General features: G+C 56.5%; 14 protein-coding genes and 1 tRNA gene. 5 read left to right on the plus strand and 10 right to left on the minus strand.

Annotated features, from left to right (window positions below; translation table 11 throughout):
* Positions 1–78: 78 nt before the first annotated feature.
* The gene (locus VFU50_17700) at positions 79–1,944 is read right to left on the minus strand and encodes a transketolase (GenBank protein ID HEU5234700.1); all 1,866 of its coding nucleotides are present in this window, start codon (positions 1,942–1,944) and stop codon (positions 79–81) included.
* Between the two features lie 294 nt (positions 1,945–2,238).
* Positions 2,239–2,922: a hypothetical protein gene (locus tag VFU50_17705; protein HEU5234701.1), complete on the minus strand. Its 684-nt coding sequence runs from the start codon at positions 2,920–2,922 to the stop codon at positions 2,239–2,241.
* A gap of 275 nt (positions 2,923–3,197) precedes the next feature.
* Here VFU50_17705 and VFU50_17710 point away from each other — a divergent pair, with 275 nt between their 5' ends.
* From VFU50_17710 to VFU50_17725, 4 genes are all read left to right on the plus strand, one after another.
* Entirely contained in the window at positions 3,198–3,431 is a 234-nt protein-coding gene (locus tag VFU50_17710) for a hypothetical protein (protein HEU5234702.1), read from the plus strand.
* A 341-nt stretch (positions 3,432–3,772) separates the two neighbouring features.
* Positions 3,773–4,447 (plus strand): HAD-IA family hydrolase, encoded by a 675-nt coding sequence (locus tag VFU50_17715; protein ID HEU5234703.1) that lies wholly within the window; start codon positions 3,773–3,775, stop codon positions 4,445–4,447.
* A gap of 90 nt (positions 4,448–4,537) precedes the next feature.
* On the plus strand, positions 4,538–6,727 hold the full coding sequence (locus VFU50_17720; GenBank protein ID HEU5234704.1) for a dehydrogenase E1 component subunit alpha/beta: 2,190 nt from the start codon (positions 4,538–4,540) through the stop codon (positions 6,725–6,727).
* 93 nt (positions 6,728–6,820) lie between these two features.
* Positions 6,821–7,498, plus strand: coding sequence for a sulfite oxidase-like oxidoreductase (locus tag VFU50_17725; protein HEU5234705.1), 678 nt, complete (start codon positions 6,821–6,823; stop codon positions 7,496–7,498).
* 52 nt (positions 7,499–7,550) lie between these two features.
* On the opposite strand, the gene VFU50_17730 is transcribed toward VFU50_17725, so the two are convergent.
* The 8 genes from VFU50_17730 to VFU50_17765 form a co-directional block, all read right to left on the minus strand.
* A complete protein-coding gene (locus tag VFU50_17730; GenBank protein HEU5234706.1) occupies positions 7,551–8,714 on the minus strand; it encodes a PilT/PilU family type 4a pilus ATPase in 1,164 nt (387 codons plus the stop codon).
* Between the two features lie 29 nt (positions 8,715–8,743).
* Positions 8,744–9,385 (minus strand): SPOR domain-containing protein, encoded by a 642-nt coding sequence (locus tag VFU50_17735; GenBank protein ID HEU5234707.1) that lies wholly within the window; start codon positions 9,383–9,385, stop codon positions 8,744–8,746.
* A 16-nt stretch (positions 9,386–9,401) separates the two neighbouring features.
* Entirely contained in the window at positions 9,402–10,184 is a 783-nt protein-coding gene (locus VFU50_17740; protein ID HEU5234708.1) for a slipin family protein, read from the minus strand.
* A 95-nt stretch (positions 10,185–10,279) separates the two neighbouring features.
* Positions 10,280–11,605 (minus strand): nodulation protein NfeD, encoded by a 1,326-nt coding sequence (locus VFU50_17745; protein HEU5234709.1) that lies wholly within the window; start codon positions 11,603–11,605, stop codon positions 10,280–10,282.
* The gene (locus tag VFU50_17750) at positions 11,602–13,215 is read right to left on the minus strand and encodes a tetratricopeptide repeat protein (protein ID HEU5234710.1); all 1,614 of its coding nucleotides are present in this window, start codon (positions 13,213–13,215) and stop codon (positions 11,602–11,604) included. Before VFU50_17750 ends, VFU50_17745 begins: the two co-directional genes overlap by 4 nt.
* Before the next feature lie 38 nt (positions 13,216–13,253).
* Entirely contained in the window at positions 13,254–13,397 is a 144-nt protein-coding gene (locus tag VFU50_17755) for a hypothetical protein (GenBank protein HEU5234711.1), read from the minus strand.
* A gap of 233 nt (positions 13,398–13,630) precedes the next feature.
* Positions 13,631–13,705, minus strand: a tRNA-Gly gene (locus VFU50_17760).
* 87 nt (positions 13,706–13,792) lie between these two features.
* Positions 13,793–15,865, minus strand: coding sequence for a M13 family metallopeptidase (locus tag VFU50_17765; GenBank protein HEU5234712.1), 2,073 nt, complete (start codon positions 15,863–15,865; stop codon positions 13,793–13,795).
* A 164-nt stretch (positions 15,866–16,029) separates the two neighbouring features.
* Here VFU50_17765 and VFU50_17770 point away from each other — a divergent pair, with 164 nt between their 5' ends.
* A complete protein-coding gene (locus VFU50_17770) occupies positions 16,030–16,731 on the plus strand; it encodes a hemerythrin domain-containing protein (GenBank protein ID HEU5234713.1) in 702 nt (233 codons plus the stop codon).
* Positions 16,732–16,786 lie beyond the last annotated feature (55 nt).

A 16,786-nucleotide genomic window follows, 5' to 3' on the forward strand; every position in this document is an offset into this window, starting at 1 on the left:
ACGGATTTTGTCTTTTTGAGCAATCCGTTTCCCAAGCGTCGGCGTGATCCGTGGTTGGTGTTTGGTTCGAATCGATTTTCAGCGCACGGCAGCCGGAGCTACGGCGTGCACTTCTTCGACAATTGCCTGCCAGTTGATCTTGTATTTAGCCAGCAACTCGTCCGCTTTACCGCTGTGAGGAACCTCGCGCACCGCCAGACGATGCACCCTCACTCCTTCTGGTCCAACTGCCTCAGCTACGGCATCGCCGATGCCCCCGGCCGCATAGTGATCTTCAACTGTAATGATGGTGTTGTTGGTTGCTGCTGCCGCTTTTAGAAGCGCGTCCGTATCCACGGGACGAACGCTGAAAAGATCGATCACCCGGATTGGAATGCCTTGCCTCTTCAGTTCGTCATAGGCCTTCAATGCCTCTGTCAGAGTAATACCGCCAGCGACGACGGTGACTGCATCATCCTTGCTCTGGCGCAACACTTTGGCTTTCCCAATTTCGAACTCCTCGTCGTTCTTATAGATCACGGGCTGCTTGGGTCTTCCGCTGCGAATGTAGAAGATTCCATGGTGAGACGCAGCAAGATCGACGGCGTACCAGGCGCTTACGGCATCGCTCGGATAGAGAACAACGGATTCCGCCATTGCGCGGAAAAGGCTCATGTCTTCGAGTCCCATCTGCGATGATCCGTCTTCGCCGATCGACACTCCTACGTGCGTGCCAATGAATTTCACATTCAGATGAGCGAGGCCGGCCAAACGAATGAAATCTGCTGCGCGGGTAAGGAAGCAGGCGAAGGTCGAAGTGAACGCGATTTTTCCCAAAGCGGCAAAGCCCATCGACATGCCGACCATGTTCTGCTCGGCGATGTAACCCTCGAAAAAGCGCTTCGGAGCGACCTTCTGGAAGAACTCGGTGTATGTGGAGTTCTCAACGTCGCCATCGGTACAGACGACGTTTTCATTAATCTTGCCCACCTGCTCCAGTGAATGTCCGCAGGCCTCGCGCGTGGCGATTTCCTTCCCAAGCTCATATTGAGGAGAAGGAACATGCTTATAGGCACCGTATTGCTTTGGTTTGCCGGTCGGCTTAGACGGTTTCGGCGCGGGCACACTCGATTTGACGAACTGCTTCTCGAGCTCAGCAATTGCTTTGTCAGCTTCTTCTTGCTTCAGTGGCTTGCCGTGCCAGCCATCTTTGTCTTCCAGGAAAGAAACGCCCTTACCTTTAAAAGTGCGTGCCAGGACTACAGTGGGCCGACCTTTGGTCTGCTTCGCGTTGTCGAACGCTTCGAGCAGTTGTTTCGGATCGTGGCCGTCTACGACCAGTGCATTCCAACCAAATGCCGCCCAACGCTGCTTATAAATGTCGAGGTGATGCTGAAGCATGGTTGGTTGGCTTTGGCCGAGACGATTCACGTCCACAATCGCGCAGAGATTGTCGACCTTGTGATGGTCCGCCAGTTCCGCCGCTTCCCAGACCGAGCCTTCGGCGTTCTCGCCATCGCCGAGCAAGGCGTACGCGCGAAAATTTGATCCATCGACTCGCGCATCCAGCGCCATGCCGAGCGCGACGCAAATTCCTTGCCCTAGAGAACCTGTCGGAACAGAGACGAACTTCAGAACCGGAGTCGGATGGCCTTCCAAATCGGAATCGATTCTCCGCAGCGTAAGCAGATGCTCGCGCTTGATGAATCCCAGCTCTGCCCAGGTGGAATAAAGAACTGGGGCAGCATGACCTTTCGAGAGTACGAATTTGTCGTTGGCGGGATTGTGGGGATCTTGCGGATCGAAATTCATCACCGAGAAGAAAAGGCACGCCATGATCTCAGCGGCAGACATGCAGCTGGTGGGATGTCCGCTGCCGGCGGCGGTCGTCGCACGGATCGAGTCAATTCGGAGTTGCGTTGCGATATTGTGAAGAGAGTCGAGCAGATCTTGCGAGTAAGCCACGGGGAGCTCCACGAGTGAAGTGGAATGCGGGTACAGTTCAGTCTATTTTCCGACGGCAGGGAGGTCAATTCGACGGCAACAGCCTATTCACCACGGAGACTTTTCAGCTTTGTCATTCCGAACCGCTGCCGTTGCGGTGAGGAATTCCTATTGACTGCAATGGTCTTCGCGTATGCGTAAGATCAATTGTCGCCGTGAGGTTACTCGAAAGTCTTCTCCCTGCAACACGCAATGCAGTCGATAGGGATTCCACCGCCAAACGGCAGGCCTCGGAATGACAAGACAAAGCAAAGCCTAGCCGCGGGGCAAGAAAATGTCGCGTTCCAGTCGCAGATCCAGCATCTGGCCCTTGTTCAGTCGGATGTTGCGTCCCGTCAGCAAGCCTGCTCCAGTTCCGAGTCCGCCGCCAACGCCGGCGCCAATGGCCGCACCTTTTCCGCCCCCCGCCGCTGCTCCAGCCATCGCGCCGATTGCTGCCCCCGCAGCCGCAGTTTCAACCTCACGACGCGCATCGATCTTCGTGTGTTTGATCTCGCCTTCTGGCCCAGTGTCACTCTGGACGCTGTGCTCGCCAGGAACGCCGGCGACCATGGCGGCGAGTGGCACCCAACCGTGACGAGTCTTGATCTCGTCGAAGCTCAAGAGCAGTTGTGAGTGGAATCCGCGCTGCACATCGCTGACATGGCCTTTGAGCTCGGAGCCCATCGGAATCGTACTGCCGTCTTGCGCGACAAGATCCTGCGAGAGCTTGGCTTTAAACTTCTTGCCGACAGAGTCCTTGCTGCTGTCGAGGGTATCTTTCAGCTGGACTTCGAACTGGGTGTCCGCCGGAATCACGTTTTGAGCTGTTGGACCCTGATTGCGGTTGGTGAGCACCGGTCCCTGACCCTGGCTCATGTCGATTTGTGCAAACGCTCCCAATGCCGGCGCAATCGTAAGGCCCAGTGTTGCGGCCGCGGTAATCCATAGCCTTTTCATGCAGCTACCTATCCTCCGAATCCGCAAAGCGGACACTCATTTCGATGATGGTTTAAACCCAGAAATGCGGCAAAAGTGGCGACAGGAAGGTAACCAGTGCAAATAGCTGATTTCACGCTGTCCGGCTGGTTACCATTAGCTACCTTCAACCGCCCATTTAGAACCCTGGTAACGCAGCCAGCTACTTTCTTTTTGCCTGAAGCCACAAAGCTGCATCATATTTTTCAGCAGGATGCTGTCATTGGGCATCTTGAAAGTGGGGGTCCAGACGGGCAATGGACAAGAACAAACAACTCACATATGGCCTGGGCGGCCTGGGAGTGTTGCTGGGAGGACTCGGCGTGTTTCTCCTGAGCGACCGTGGCCGCGAGATTGTACGCAACGTGGCACACCATTTAGAGCGAGCCCCTGAGAGCATCGAGCAGTTCACAGAGGCGACTCAGGTGGAACTCGATCGCATTCAGCAGACTCTGAACCAGATCGCAGCACGACTCGAGGCGACTAGCTAAGCTTCGGCCATACACACAAGCTGCACTCCCCATCAGGTCCTTCTTTCCCGAAAATCGACGCCAAACAAAACAGGATTCCCTGGGGCGAATTCGGCAGCGAATTGTTTATCTTGCCAGCTCGTATTCTTCAAATTCCAACCAACGGGCAGACTTGACCCAGACCAGGGAACGTCGCAACGATTAATTGGAATTTTGCAGTTAAATGCTGAATACAGCATCACTTGCCACAGCGCGTACAACGACCCGAACTCAAAAGCAGGGTATCGGCAGCGAATCCTAACGTTGACTGTGCGGTTCAGCTTCGGAGTCAAGCGGCAAGAGAGTTTTGATACTCTGTCCTCATGCTCACCTGCAGCGCAATTTTGTTCGATTTAGACGGTGTTCTCGTGGACTCCACGCCTGCAGTCGAGCGGGTCTGGCGCAAGTGGGCCGAGGACCACAACATCGATCCCGACTACGTGATGCAGTGGGCACACGGCCGACGCTCCATCGAAACGATTCGCCGCGTGGCTCCGTACATGGACGCCGCCAAAGAGAACGTCAACGTGGAGCGCCGAGAGATCGAAGATCTTGAAGGTGTGACCAAGATCGAGGGGGCATCGGAACTGCTAGCCTCAATCCCTCCAGACCGTTGGACGATTGTGACCTCGGCAACACGTCCACTCGCCGAAGCACGCATGAACTACGTAGGTCTGCCGCTTCCCAAGGATGCGATCACAGCGGAACTCGTCGAACGCGGAAAGCCACATCCAGAACCGTTTCTGAAGGGTGCGCAGTTGCTAGGTCTTCCTCCTGGCGAATGTCTCGTAGTCGAAGACACTGCAGCAGGCATTGCTGCTGCCAAAACGGCCGGCATGATGGCCATTGGCCTCACGACTACCTATCCCGCTCACGATCTCCGAGAAGCCGATGTGGTGGTTCGCTCCTGCGCTGACATCCGAGTCGAAGTAAGAGAAGGCCAGGAAGACGAACTCAAGCTCCAGCTCTATTTCGAGTACTCCCCTGCAGAAATCTAGACGGATTCATTTCGACCATTCCGGCTTAAAATAGGGAGTGCTTGCCCCTCTAGAACAACCAGCACCACCTATTCCATCCAAGGAGTCCGCATGGCGCTAAGCCGGACGGAGCAGAAGAAGACCGCAGTTGCGGAACGGCCTCAAGAAGCAAAAAGCTACGCGGGACTCACCAGCGAACAACTGATCCAGATGTACCGGATCATGTATATGTCGCGCCGGATCGACGACCGCGAGATCCTCCTCAAACGCCAGCAAAAAATCTTCTTCCAGATCTCCGGCGCCGGGCATGAAGCGCTCATGGTCGCTGCTGCGTTTTCCTTGAAGGGCGGCTACGACTGGTTCTATCCCTACTATCGCGATCGAGCGCTCGTGCTTGCACTCGGTGTTACTCCGGAAGAGCAGTTGCTTCAAGCGGTGGGCGCTGCGGACGATCCCGCTTCGGGCGGAAGGCAGATGCCCTCTCACTGGGGGCACAAAGGCCTGAACATTGTTACGCAGTCGTCACCCACGGGAACCCAACTGCTGCAGGCGATCGGATGCGCCGAAGCCGGACACTACCTCAATCGTCACCCAAAAGCCGCCGAGCGGCGTGATCCCAGCGACTATTCCGGATATAAGGACGTTGTCTTCCACGGAGACGAAGTGGTCTATGTCTCCTGCGGTGATGGCACCACCAGCGAAGGGGAATTCTGGGAAGCGATCAACGGCGCTTCCAACATGAAGCTACCCGTCCTGTTTGTCGTTGAGGACAACGGCTATGCCATCTCTGTGCCCGTCGAAGTGAACACCGCGGGCGGCAATATCTCCAAGCTGGTTTCCAATTTCCCGAACTTCTATTTTGCCGAGTGTGACGGCACTGATCCGGTTGAGTCATATGCGGCGATGCAGGCTGCAGTGAAGCACTGCCGCTCCCGCAAAGGTCCGGCCTTCGTTCACGGGCATGTAATTCGTCCGTACTCGCACTCGCTCTCGGATGACGAGAAGCTCTACCGTCCGGAGTCGGAGCGTTCCCGCGACGCACAGCGCGATCCGATTACGCGCATGCAGTTGTTCCTCATTCGGGAGAACATCCTCGACGAAGAGGCGATCAATAAACTGGAAAAAGACGTCGATCGCGAGATTCAGCGCGCGACAGATCACGTCTTGGGCGCGCGCTTCCCTGAGCCAGTCACGATTAAGGAGAACCTATACTCGCCAAGCCTGGACCCGACTTCTGCCCAATTCGAAACTCAGCCCAAGAGTTCCGGCGCAGAGAAGACAATGGCCGATCTCATCAACGCCTGCCTGCGCGATGAGATGAAGCGCGACGAGCGCATCGTGATGTTCGGTGAAGACGTCGCCGACTGCAGTCGCGAGCAATACCTGAACGAGAAGCTGGTCAAAGGCAAGGGTGGAGTTTTCAAACTCACATCAGGATTGCAGTGCTCGTATGGTTCCGACCGCGTCTACAATTCGCCCCTTGCCGAGGCATCGATCGTGGGACGCGCGACCGGTCTGGCGACTCGAGGACTGAAACCGGTAGTTGAAGTCCAGTTTTTCGACTACATCTGGCCGGCATTCCACCAGATGCGCAACGAATTGCCTGTGATCCGCTGGCGCTCGAACAACGGCTTCTCTTGTCCGGCCGTGATTCGCGTGGCCGTCGGCGGATATCTCACGGGCGGCGCGATCTATCACTCCCAATGTGGCGAGAGCCTGTTCACCCATACTCCGGGAATGCGGATCGTCTTCCCCTCCAACGCCCTGGATGCCAATGGTCTACTGCGCACTGCAATTCGCTGCGATGATCCCGTGCTCTTCCTCGAACATAAACGCCTCTACCGCGAAACCTTCGGACGCGCTCCGTATCCCGGCCCCGACTACATGATCCCATTTGGGAAAGCCCGCATCGTTCGTCCGGGTGATGACATGACGCTCGTGACTTATGGCGCGACCGTCCCGCGGGCTTTGCAAGCAGCTCAGCGCATCGAGCGCGAACTCGACATCAGTGTCGAATTGATCGACCTGCGCACGCTGAATCCTTACGATTGGGAAGCCATTGCGACTTCTGTAAAGAAGACCAACCGCGTGATCGTCGCGCACGAAGATACGCTGAGCTGGGGTTACGGCGCCGAGATAGCTGCGCGAATCGCCGGAGAACTCTTCGAGCATCTGGACGCGCCAGTCAAACGCGTGGCAGCGCAGGATACATTCATCGCCTATCAACCGCTGCTCGAAGACGAAATCCTGCCCCAGGCTGACGATTTCTATCACGCCATTCAGGAACTGGCGGAGTACTGAGAGAGCTGCTAGCTTCTAGCTGCTAGCTCCCAGCTAACAGTCGGCGTTTTCGGTTTTTGCTAGTAGCTAGCGGCTAGCGGCTGCTCTCCTTTTATGGTCCTCTCAGGAATGTTCTCCGGCGATGAACGCACACGCAAAGAACAGGAGATGCGCGAGCAGCATCGTCTGCCTCCTGGACAGTCCCTCACGCTCAAGTGGCCAGTTCTGCACTATGGATCAATCCCGCGTTTCGATCCGGAGCACTGGGATTTTCGCGTAAGCGGCCTGGTTGCTCACCCGCTGCGGTTCACCTGGAACGAGTTCAATCAGCTTCCCAGAATTCAAACCACCAGCGATTTCCATTGCGTGACGCGCTGGAGCCGCTTCGACAATCGCTGGGACGGCGTGGCAATCGGAGAAATTCTATTGCGCGCAGCTCCGCTGCCGAGTGCGACCCATGCGTTGATCCATGCTGAGCAGGGCTACACCGCAAACGTTCCGCTGGCAGATTTGGATCGCGATGATGTCCTGCTGGCTAGGCATCATGACGGCGAGCCGCTGACGCCGGAGCATGGCTATCCCTTGCGGCTAATTGTTCCGCAACTTTACGCGTGGAAGTCTGTGAAGTGGGTGCGCGGCCTGGAACTACTCAATCATGATCAGGCAGGCTTCTGGGAGCAGAACGGATATCACATGCGTGGTGATCCGTTTCAGGAACAACGATTCGATACGGATGGAGAACGACGGGCAGTACAACAATCGTCAGTACCGTCCGCGGCAGCGGATGGGTAAGTGCTGAATGTGAATCACCCATCCGCTACCGCGGACGGTACTGACGGTGCGATTAGGCTTCCTTCTCGTCGAAATCAGCGAGCGACAGGTTCAGATTTCCTGCGTTGGTCGCATAGCCCAGCGCGGTGGCTTTGCTGATGACTCCCTCGCGCGTCATGCCTTCCAGAACGCCGTCGAAGTACTGCATGCCTTCTAGCTCGCCATCTCTCATGGCGTCGAGCAGTGATTGGCCTTCCTTCTCGCCTTTCTGAACGTAATCGCGGGTGCGCATCGTGGACTTGAGAATCTCGATTGCAGCTACTCGCCCTTGCCCGTCTTTTCTGGGCAGCAGCCGTTGCGAGACGATGTAGCGGAAGGATTGCGAGAGGCGATTGCGGATTGCAGTCTGTTCCGCAATTGGGAATTCGCCGATAATTCGTTCTACTGTTTTTGCCGCATCGATCGTGTGGAGAGTCGAGAAGACCAGGTGGCCGGTTTCGGAAGCGGTCATCGCGATTTCAATGGTCTCGCGATCACGCATCTCTCCAACGAGGATTACTTTGGGCGCCTGGCGCAGCGCCGCACGCAGAGCCAACGCAAATGTAGGAGTATCGCTGTGCAATTCCCGCTGGTGAATCGTCGATTTGCCGTGCGGGTGCATGAATTCGATTGGATCTTCGATCGTCACGATGTGATATGCCTTCGTCTCGTTAAGCAGGCGGATAATGGCGGCAAGCGTAGACGACTTGCCCGAACCCGTCGGTCCCGTGACCAGCACGATCCCATTCTTGAGGTTGCAGATCTCTTTAAGCTGTGGCGGAAGCTTCAGATCGTCAAACGATGGGATGCCCATCGGGATGATACGCATCACAATTGCGTACGTGCCGCGCTGGCGAAACACATTAATACGGAATCGGGCCAGATCGGGAATGCTGTACGAGGCATCGCACGCGCCGTCGTTTTTCAGTGTTTCTGCTGCGCGTTTGTTCGTGCCGATAAGGTCCGCAGCGATACGCGCGGTGTCCTGCGCGGTGAGAACCGGCAGTCCGGGAACGACAACGAGCTGTCCGCTTAACTCTACCTGTGGCGGGCGAAACGGCGAGATGATCAAATCGCTTACGCGGGGATTAAACTTCACCATCGCCGAGATCAGGGCCGGTGTCGAAAAAGTTTGCTGCGCCGGTTTTGCGGCTGCGCCCTGCGGAGTGACAGATGTAGTAGTTGGCGTAGTCGCCATAAGGTCCCTTCTGAAACTAAATTTATCGGCTACTTCTTGACGATCGCGTTGTACCCGTCGCTGGCCAGCTTGCTCTTCATGGCTTCAGCATCTTTCAGTTCGGCAAACGGGCCGACCTGTACGTGGTAGAGATTGTCGCTGCCATTGTTCGAAGAGATGAACACTGGGTAATTCTTCTTCTGCAGGGCTGAGACCAGAGCCTGTGCGTCTTCCTGCTTCGTGACAGCGGCGACCTGCACGGTAATGGCTCCCGAATCGGGAGTCTCAGCATTAGCCGAAGTATTTGTTTGAATCGCGGCAACTGGCGTAAGAGTTGGGGAAGGCGCCGGGGCAGAGTCAGTGTTCGATGCGCTTTGGTTTTGTGGCGGAGCTTGATCGACCTGCGCATTTGCAGCGCTGTTCGGATCGCTCGCCGGGAATGGCGGCGCATCTTGCGCCACAGCGGGAGCAGTCACAGTGACGCCGGCCAATGGCTTAGCACCGCTGGAAGCGCTGGTCTTTCCCGACTGTCCAGTCTGGATCGCCATTGGACTCGCACTGTGTCCGACCGAGTAGCCCAGTCCGAAGAATGTTCCACAAAGAAGCACGAGACCAAAGAAGATGGCCAGCAGCTTGCCCGTGCCCAATACGATCTCGGTGTCTTTCTCCTGGTCAACCTGTTGCGAAAGCATTGTTGTTGCCATATGTCTAAGCGGTCTTGTTCGCCTGCGAATGTATTTCCAAAATCTTGTTGAAGCTGTTCATGAACTCAAGCGGCAGCGGGAAGACAATCGTCGTGTTTTTTTCGACGCCGATCTCGGTCAGCGTCTGCAGATACCGAAGCTGGATGGTGATGGGCTGGGTCGCCAGTACCTGCGCTGCATCCGCCAGCCGCTGTGCGGCTGAGAATTCGCCTTCCGCATGAATGATCTTTGAACGCTTTTCACGTTCGGCTTCCGCTTGCTTTGCCATCGCGCGCAGCATGCTCTCCGGCAGATCGACCTGCTTCACTTCGACGTTAACCACTTTCACGCCCCACGGCGCGGTGTGCTGGTCAAGGATTGTCTGAATTCGCAGGTTCAACTTTTCGCGATGCGAGAGCAACTCGTCGAGTTCGACTTCTCCCAAAACGGAACGAAGCGTAGTCTGCGCAAACTGCGAAGTCTGATAGACGTAATTGGAAACTTCGACAACCGCCTTATTCGGATCGATCACGCGCAGAAAAATAACCGCGTTTACTTTCAGCGTAACGTTGTCGCGCGTGATGATGTCCTGCGGAGGAACCTCGAGCGCTTCCTGCCTGAGAGAAACGCGCACCATGCGATCGATCGGACCAAAGACCAGAATCACTCCCGGACCTTTGGCACTTGTCAGCAACCTGCCGAGCCGGAAGATTACGCCGCGCTCGTATTCAGCGAGAATCTTGATCGAACTAATAAGGTAGAGCCCAACGATGATGATGATGGCGTAGATTAGGTAGTCCAATTTCAAGTCCTCGCCTTGCCGAAAGATGTACGCTGGGCAACTGGAGCGGATTTTACCCCAGAAGGTCAGCTACTTAGCTCAAGCATATGCCTGAGTTGAAGTTACGAGAGTGTGTTGATGGAAGTGGAACCAACAGGTACACCCGCCGTGGCCGGCTCGACCGTCAGAGTGAGGTCGTGGACGGCGGTCACCCGAACCGAACTACCCGGATCAATCGGAACCGAAGCGTGGGCGTTCCAGATTTCGCCGTGAACAAAGACCTTTCCGTCGGGTCGAAGCAGGGTCTGAGCAACGCCAATCTCGCCGATCAGGCCGCGCTCTCCGGTCACGACCTTGTTGCGCCGCGCGCGTACGGCGATGTCCACCAGAAACATGGTTATTAACCCGAAAGGTACGCTGACGGCGACGGCGGTGAGCAATCGAATCCGCATCTGCGGGATTGGTCCGTCGACCAGCAGCAGAGCGCCCAGGATCAGCACGGCAGTACCCCCGAGACCAAGCGCACCATGCGTTGCAAACTTGGCCTCAAGAGCGAACAGCACAAACGCGGTGATGATCAGTGCCACGCCGGCAAAACGCAGCGGCAGTAAATTCAGCGCAAAAACCGCGAGTATGACGAAGATGATCCCGATCACGCCGGGAATCACCGCTCCGGGGTGGTTGAATTCGAAGTAGATCGCGAGCGCACCGATAATCAAAACCAGAAATGCGGTATTGGGATTGATGAGGAACCCGAGTATTTCTTCCTTCAGCGTGAGTCCATAGTCATCTATGTGCGCGCCGGCAATATGAAGCGTGACCTTCTGACCGTCGAAGCGCGTGACGCTCTTGCCATCCATTTGCTTGAACAGATCAGTCGTATCTTTTGCCACGTAGTCGATCAGGTGCTGCTGCAGCGCTTCCTGATCGGTGAACGACTTCGATTGCCGCACGGCACTCTCAGCGACCTCGACATTGCGTCCGCGCTTGGCGACGAACGATCGCATGAAAGCGGCCGAATCGTTCTCGACCTTCTCCTTCATGATGGGATCCATGGTCGTGCCCATCAGCACTGGATGAGCTGCGCCGGTGTTCGTGCCCGGCGCCATCGCGGCGATGTCGGCGGACTCGAGAATGTAAAAGCCCGCCGAAGCGGAGCGGCTTCCGGTGGGGTAAACGTAGACGATGACAGGAACCGGAGAGGCAAGAATCTTGCTGATGATGTTCCGTGTGGAATCCACCAGTCCGCCGGGCGTGCGAATTTCGATCAACACTGCTTGCGCGTGCTGTCTGCCGGCTTGCTGGATTCCACGCTCGATGTACTCGTCGGAGATTGGATTGATGGTTCCATCGACCGCGACCCGCAGCACGTCTGCGCGAGCTGATGCCGCCATGCCGATTACTGCCAGGAGCATCAGCGCGAACCAAATTGGGAATCGACTTTTCACTGGTTTTGCGGCGCCGCGCTGCTCAGCTTGGACTCAAGCTGCTGCTTGAGCTGCAAGGCAGAGGTATTATTCGGTTCCATCCGGAGCGCCTCCGCGACAGCCTGATTGGCTGCGTCCAGCTTATTCTCTTTGAGATTGAGCTGTCCCAAAGTTACATACGCGTCCGGCGTAGGTTGAGTTCGCAGAGTTGAGTCCAACTCGGTACGCGCTCCGGTCAAATCGTTGAGCGCAATCTGCGCATTGGCGAGGCCGACGTGGGCCTCGGCATTCTCCGGATCGAGAGCCAGCGCTTTGCGGAAGTTGTCGCGCGCCTCCTCATAGAATCCCTGCCGCAACTGCTCCTTGCCCTCATCGACGTGCATGGCCGCATGCTTCTTCGGATCGGAGTGCGCCATCTGCGCTTCTTCGGCCTTCTCGATGGCGAACGCAAGCTGGCGGAAGGAAGCCTCGTCATAGTTGCGCTTGATGCGCTCCAGCGGAGCACGCATTCCGGCGGATGAACCGGTAACGGTGTCGAGGTAAGCCTTGGCCTCAGTGTCTGACGGGCGCAGAGCCAGCGTTTCCTTCAGCTGCTTGGTAGCTCCCGCCGTATCTTTTACTCGTGCGAGCGACAGAGCCAGGTTGAAGTGATAATCGGCATCGGTAGGGTCCGCTTGCACCGCACGCTCTAAATATTCCACTGAGCTTGGCTTCCGCCTGCGGGCTTCGACGACTCCGAGGTTGTTGAAAACCTCAGTAAGCGGCAGACGCGAGGCCACGAAGTTGAAAGCATCTGCGGCGCGGTCCAGATTGCCGGAGTAATACGCCGACAGCCCAAGGAAGAAGTTCGCTTCTGCGGCGTGCTTATCCGAAACGGGAATCTTGCTGAACCACGAGATCGCCGAGGCGTAGTCACGCTGCGCAAAGTAGGTCTTGCCGAGCTGCAGCATGGCTACGGAGTAATTCGGGTTGAGCCGTACAGCTTCTTTGAAGTGACGAATCCTGTCGGCTGCGTCGGTCGCAATTACGCCGCGCACGTAGTTTTCCAGCGCGTCCAGGCGAATGTCCTTGGTTTCGGCGATGAAGTCCTGCTTGGTTGCGGCGAGGTCAGGACGAATCTGATGCATCAGGTCCCAACTTGTGCCCGCCTGGATATCGGTGAGCTGCAGCAGCGATCCGATTTCGGTCACCGCGGGAGATAAATGAAGGCGGCGCATGTCGAGGAGCTGCGCCTTTGCCGTGAACATGTTGCCGTCGTAGTTGTAGTTGCCGAAGACGACATAATCCACGTCCATCTGCTGCGCGATCAGCAGCAGAGTGGCGCGCGAGAGTTGCGCGTTGGCCGGTACGCCTACTCGATCGAATGCGTTCATCCGGTCTTCGCGGCTGATCACGAACGTGTTTTCCGACTGCATCCGCTGGCCCAGTACCTCCGCGAATGCCTCGCCAATCCATTCCAGTCCAGGAGCTTTCGAGTCGTTATGAAAGGGAAGCACGAGCACAACTTTGTTGCTCGGTTGGGAGGCCTCACTGAGTGCTGCCTTGGCTGGCGCGTGTTGTGCCGTCAAGTTCGGGAGTCCCAAAATGGCGCAGCACACGGCCAGGCAAGCGAAAATGCGGGTACGACTCAAGATAGGGAGATTATATCTCTGGAATTCGGCAGCTCGGCTCAGCTCGCCTTGGCGCGATCGGCCAGCGCCAGATGGTGAAACCGCATACTTGTGACCTTCACATCTTCGCCGGGATAGTTGCGCGCAGCTTCGATTTCTGCAATGCGCAGAGCATTGCGCATGTGTTCCGAACAGAGATCCATGCGAACGGGATGTCCATTGGAAAGTTCAACAGCAACTCTGTAATGAGCGAGGTTCTCGCACCGCGCGAATTCGCGCAGATTGAGATGCTTAAGACGACAGTCTGGTAGTCGGCGCTGCACTGAGCTGGTTTCTGGGCTTTATCGAATGGATTCGTCCCGCCACTCAAATGTTGCACTCACACGTGGGCGCAGTCGCGAACGCGCAAGGTCAGGGGAACAGAAGGAACAGAAACTGGAGCGGGAGACGGGGATCGAACCCGCGACATCCGGCTTGGGAAGCCGACGTTCTACCGCTGAACTACTCCCGCTCAGCAGAAGCTTCGGGCAACATCTTAACAGCATGACTGGAGGCCGTCACACATAGGGCCGCCGGACTCCACGTCCGGCAAAGACTCTCACCATACCCTGCACACCTGGTCTGCCGGCTTTGTCATCGGCTGATCCGGCTTGCAGGAAAACGCTTGCGTGAACTCCGGCATATTTACGACTACGCCATTGATGCGGTACTCCGCAGGCGAGTGCGGGTCGGTTAATGCGCGCAATCGCGCATCTTCGGGACGATCATTCTCGCAGGCCCACTGCGCGAAACCCACGAAGAAGCGCTGATCGGGCGTGAGATTGTCGACCGGCTGCAGGTTCTTGTCTGCCGTGGCGCCTTTCCAGGCGATGTACGCGAGGATCTCGCCGCCGAGATCGGCCACATCTTCGCCCAGCGTCAGCTTGCTGTTGATATGGACGTCATCTACGACGACGTACTTCGCATACTGGTCTTCGACGCATTGCGTGCGCTGCATAAATTTGTTGGCATCGGCCTTCGTCCACCAGTCTCGCAGATTGCCCTTAGCGTCGTACTTGCGGCCCTCATCGTCGAAGCCGTGTGTAAGTTCGTGGCCGATGGTGCCACCGGTATCGCCGTAGTTGGGAGCATCATCCATCTTGGCGTCGTACAGCGGCGGCTGCAGGACACCGGCAGGGAAGTTGATGTCGTTCATTGACGGGTTGTAATACGCGTTGACCGTCGGCGGAGTCATACCCCATTCGCTGTGGTCGACCGGCTGACCAATCTTGTTCAAGCGGCGATGAGCCTCGAAGAAGCTCGCATTGCGCACGTTGCCAAGGAAGTCGGTCGCGGTGATCTTCACCGAACTGTAATCGCGCCACTTGTCCGGATATCCGATCTTGTTGCGCATTCCTTGCAGCTTCAGCAGCGCCTGCTGTTTCGTTTCGGGACTCATCCAGTCGAGCTGCTGAATGCGCTGCGCCATCGCATCTTCGATACGTCGGACCATATCGAGCGTGCTCGCCTTCAGCTCCGGCGAGAACACGCGCCGAACATAAGCCTGCCCAAGAGCTTCGCCGAGATCGTCGTCGACGTACTGCACGCATCGCTTCCAGCGCGGCTGCTGCTCTTTCGCACCACGCAGATACTGGCGATAGAACGCGAAGTTCTCGTCCACGAACGGCTGTGACAGATACGGCGAGTAGGCGTTCGCAACGTGGAAGCGCAGATAATTCTTCCATTTGTCGAGCGGTTCGGACGCCAGCTCGGCGTTCAGTGCTTTGAAGAAAGGTGGGGCGGTGACGTTCAGAATCTCGAACGACGGCGCCTTTTCTGTCTTGAAGAAAGCCGCCCAATCGAAATTGGGAGCGAGTGTTTCGAGTTCCGCAACCTTCATCTTGTTCTTGCGCTTGTAAGGATCGCGACGCTCCACGCGCGTGAGCGATGCCTGCGCCAGGCGCGTTTCCATCCGCATTACATCCTGTGCTTCTGCCTGCGCTTTGTCAGGCGAATCGCCCAGCAGCTCGAAAACTTTCTGCACGTGTTGCAGATAGCGCTCGCGGGTCTCTTTCGATTTCGCATCTTCCTTCGTGTAGTAATCGCGATCTGGCAGTCCGAGCCCGCCTTGATTAATGCCGGCGATCTGCTGCTCGGAGTTGTCAGGATCCTGAATCGAGGATGCGCCGAACATCGTCGCCGCGGGTGATGCCTCAAGCTGCAGCCGCGCAACCAGCGGTGCGAGATCATGTACCGATTTCAAATGTGCGATCGCTTCCAGGTCCGGCTTGATGGCCTGGATGCCACGGCTATTCACCGCAGCTTCATCCATGCACGCGGCGTAGTAGTCGCCAATTTTCTGCATAACTGCATCGCGCTGCTTCGTGCGCGATGCGTCTTCGAGAATGCCGCGCAGGAACTGCAGATTGTCCTGGTACAACTTGCCGTACACGCTCCACGAAGTCTGGTCCGGAGGAATGGGATTCTTCTTCTGCCATCCGCCGCATGAATACTGATAAAAATTCTCGCAGGGATTGACCGAGCGATCGATCGAGGTCACGTCAAGACTGGGCGAATAGGGAAGGGTCGCTTCCGTGCCGGACACAGCGGCTGAGGCGCTCGATTGGGCAGTTTGTGCGCACAGTGATCCGATACAGAACACGAACAAGGTGATGGTCGCGAAAGTTCTCATTCAAATCAGCTCCGAATCCGAACGGAAAGAGTAGCAGAAGCGTGGGCTTTTTCCATGCATGGAGGATGTAACCGAAGCCGAATCAGCCTCTACGATATACAAGCTGAGACGAATCAATCGCAACCGGTCCTGAGTGGGATAATCGGGAGTAGAGGCTGATTGCTATGGACGATCGCGAATCTGCTTTTCAACACACCCGCCGCCATTTTGTACGCACGTTGCCCGTTTTAGGAAGCGCAGCCGTTCTGGCGTCCACTCCTCTGTTTGGGCAGGAGAAAGAGAAGGAAGACGAAGAGGTCTCAACGAACGAAGACCTCATGCGCGAGCATGGAATCCTTAAGCGTGTGCTGCTGGCCTACGATGAAATCATCCGCCGCATTCAGGCTAATAAAGATTTCCCGCCGCAGGCTGTGACAGATGGTGCGACTATCATCCGCAAGTTCATCGAGGAATATCACGAGAAGCTGGAAGAGGAGCACCTGTTCCCACGCTTCCGCAAAGCCGGCAAGCTGGTGTCGCTTGTGGATACGCTTTTGAAACAGCACCAGGCGGGGCGGCGCGTCACCGAGCGCGTACTGGCGACAGCATCTTCGCTGAAGAGCCGGGACGATCGCAATCGGCTGGCAAACGATCTCGAGGCGTTCGTTCGCATGTATGCGCCACACGAGGCGCGTGAAGATACGGTGCTCTTTCCCGAGCTGCACAAGATCGTTTCACCGCATGAGTACGACGCAATGGGCGAGCAGTTCGAGAGCATCGAACGAAAAACCTTCGGCGGCGATGGCTTCGATATCTATGTCGATAAAGTCGCGGCTCTGGAAAAGCAGTTGGGAATTTACGATCTTAACCAGTTCACACCGAGATAATCTTTAACGCCAAAACAAAAGGGGACGAGAGTCGTCCCCGGTATTGCTCGTTTCA

It is taken from the genome of Terriglobales bacterium (assembly GCA_035764005.1).
GTDB lineage: Bacteria > Acidobacteriota > Terriglobia > Terriglobales > Acidobacteriaceae > Gp1-AA112.

Coding starts and splice junctions, on each gene's coding strand:
- VFU50_17705 (HEU5234701.1), bottom strand. CDS start 2,922: ATGAAAAGGCTATGGATTACCGCGGCCGCAACACTGGGCCTTACGATT.
- VFU50_17710 (HEU5234702.1), top strand. CDS start 3,198: ATGGACAAGAACAAACAACTCACATATGGCCTGGGCGGCCTGGGAGTG.
- VFU50_17715 (HEU5234703.1), top strand. CDS start 3,773: ATGCTCACCTGCAGCGCAATTTTGTTCGATTTAGACGGTGTTCTCGTG.
- VFU50_17720 (HEU5234704.1), top strand. CDS start 4,538: ATGGCGCTAAGCCGGACGGAGCAGAAGAAGACCGCAGTTGCGGAACGG.
- VFU50_17725 (HEU5234705.1), top strand. CDS start 6,821: ATGGTCCTCTCAGGAATGTTCTCCGGCGATGAACGCACACGCAAAGAA.
- VFU50_17730 (HEU5234706.1), bottom strand. CDS start 8,714: ATGGCGACTACGCCAACTACTACATCTGTCACTCCGCAGGGCGCAGCC.
- VFU50_17735 (HEU5234707.1), bottom strand. CDS start 9,385: ATGCTTTCGCAACAGGTTGACCAGGAGAAAGACACCGAGATCGTATTG.
- VFU50_17755 (HEU5234711.1), bottom strand. CDS start 13,397: ATGGATCTCTGTTCGGAACACATGCGCAATGCTCTGCGCATTGCAGAA.
- VFU50_17765 (HEU5234712.1), bottom strand. CDS start 15,865: ATGAGAACTTTCGCGACCATCACCTTGTTCGTGTTCTGTATCGGATCA.
- VFU50_17770 (HEU5234713.1), top strand. CDS start 16,030: ATGGACGATCGCGAATCTGCTTTTCAACACACCCGCCGCCATTTTGTA.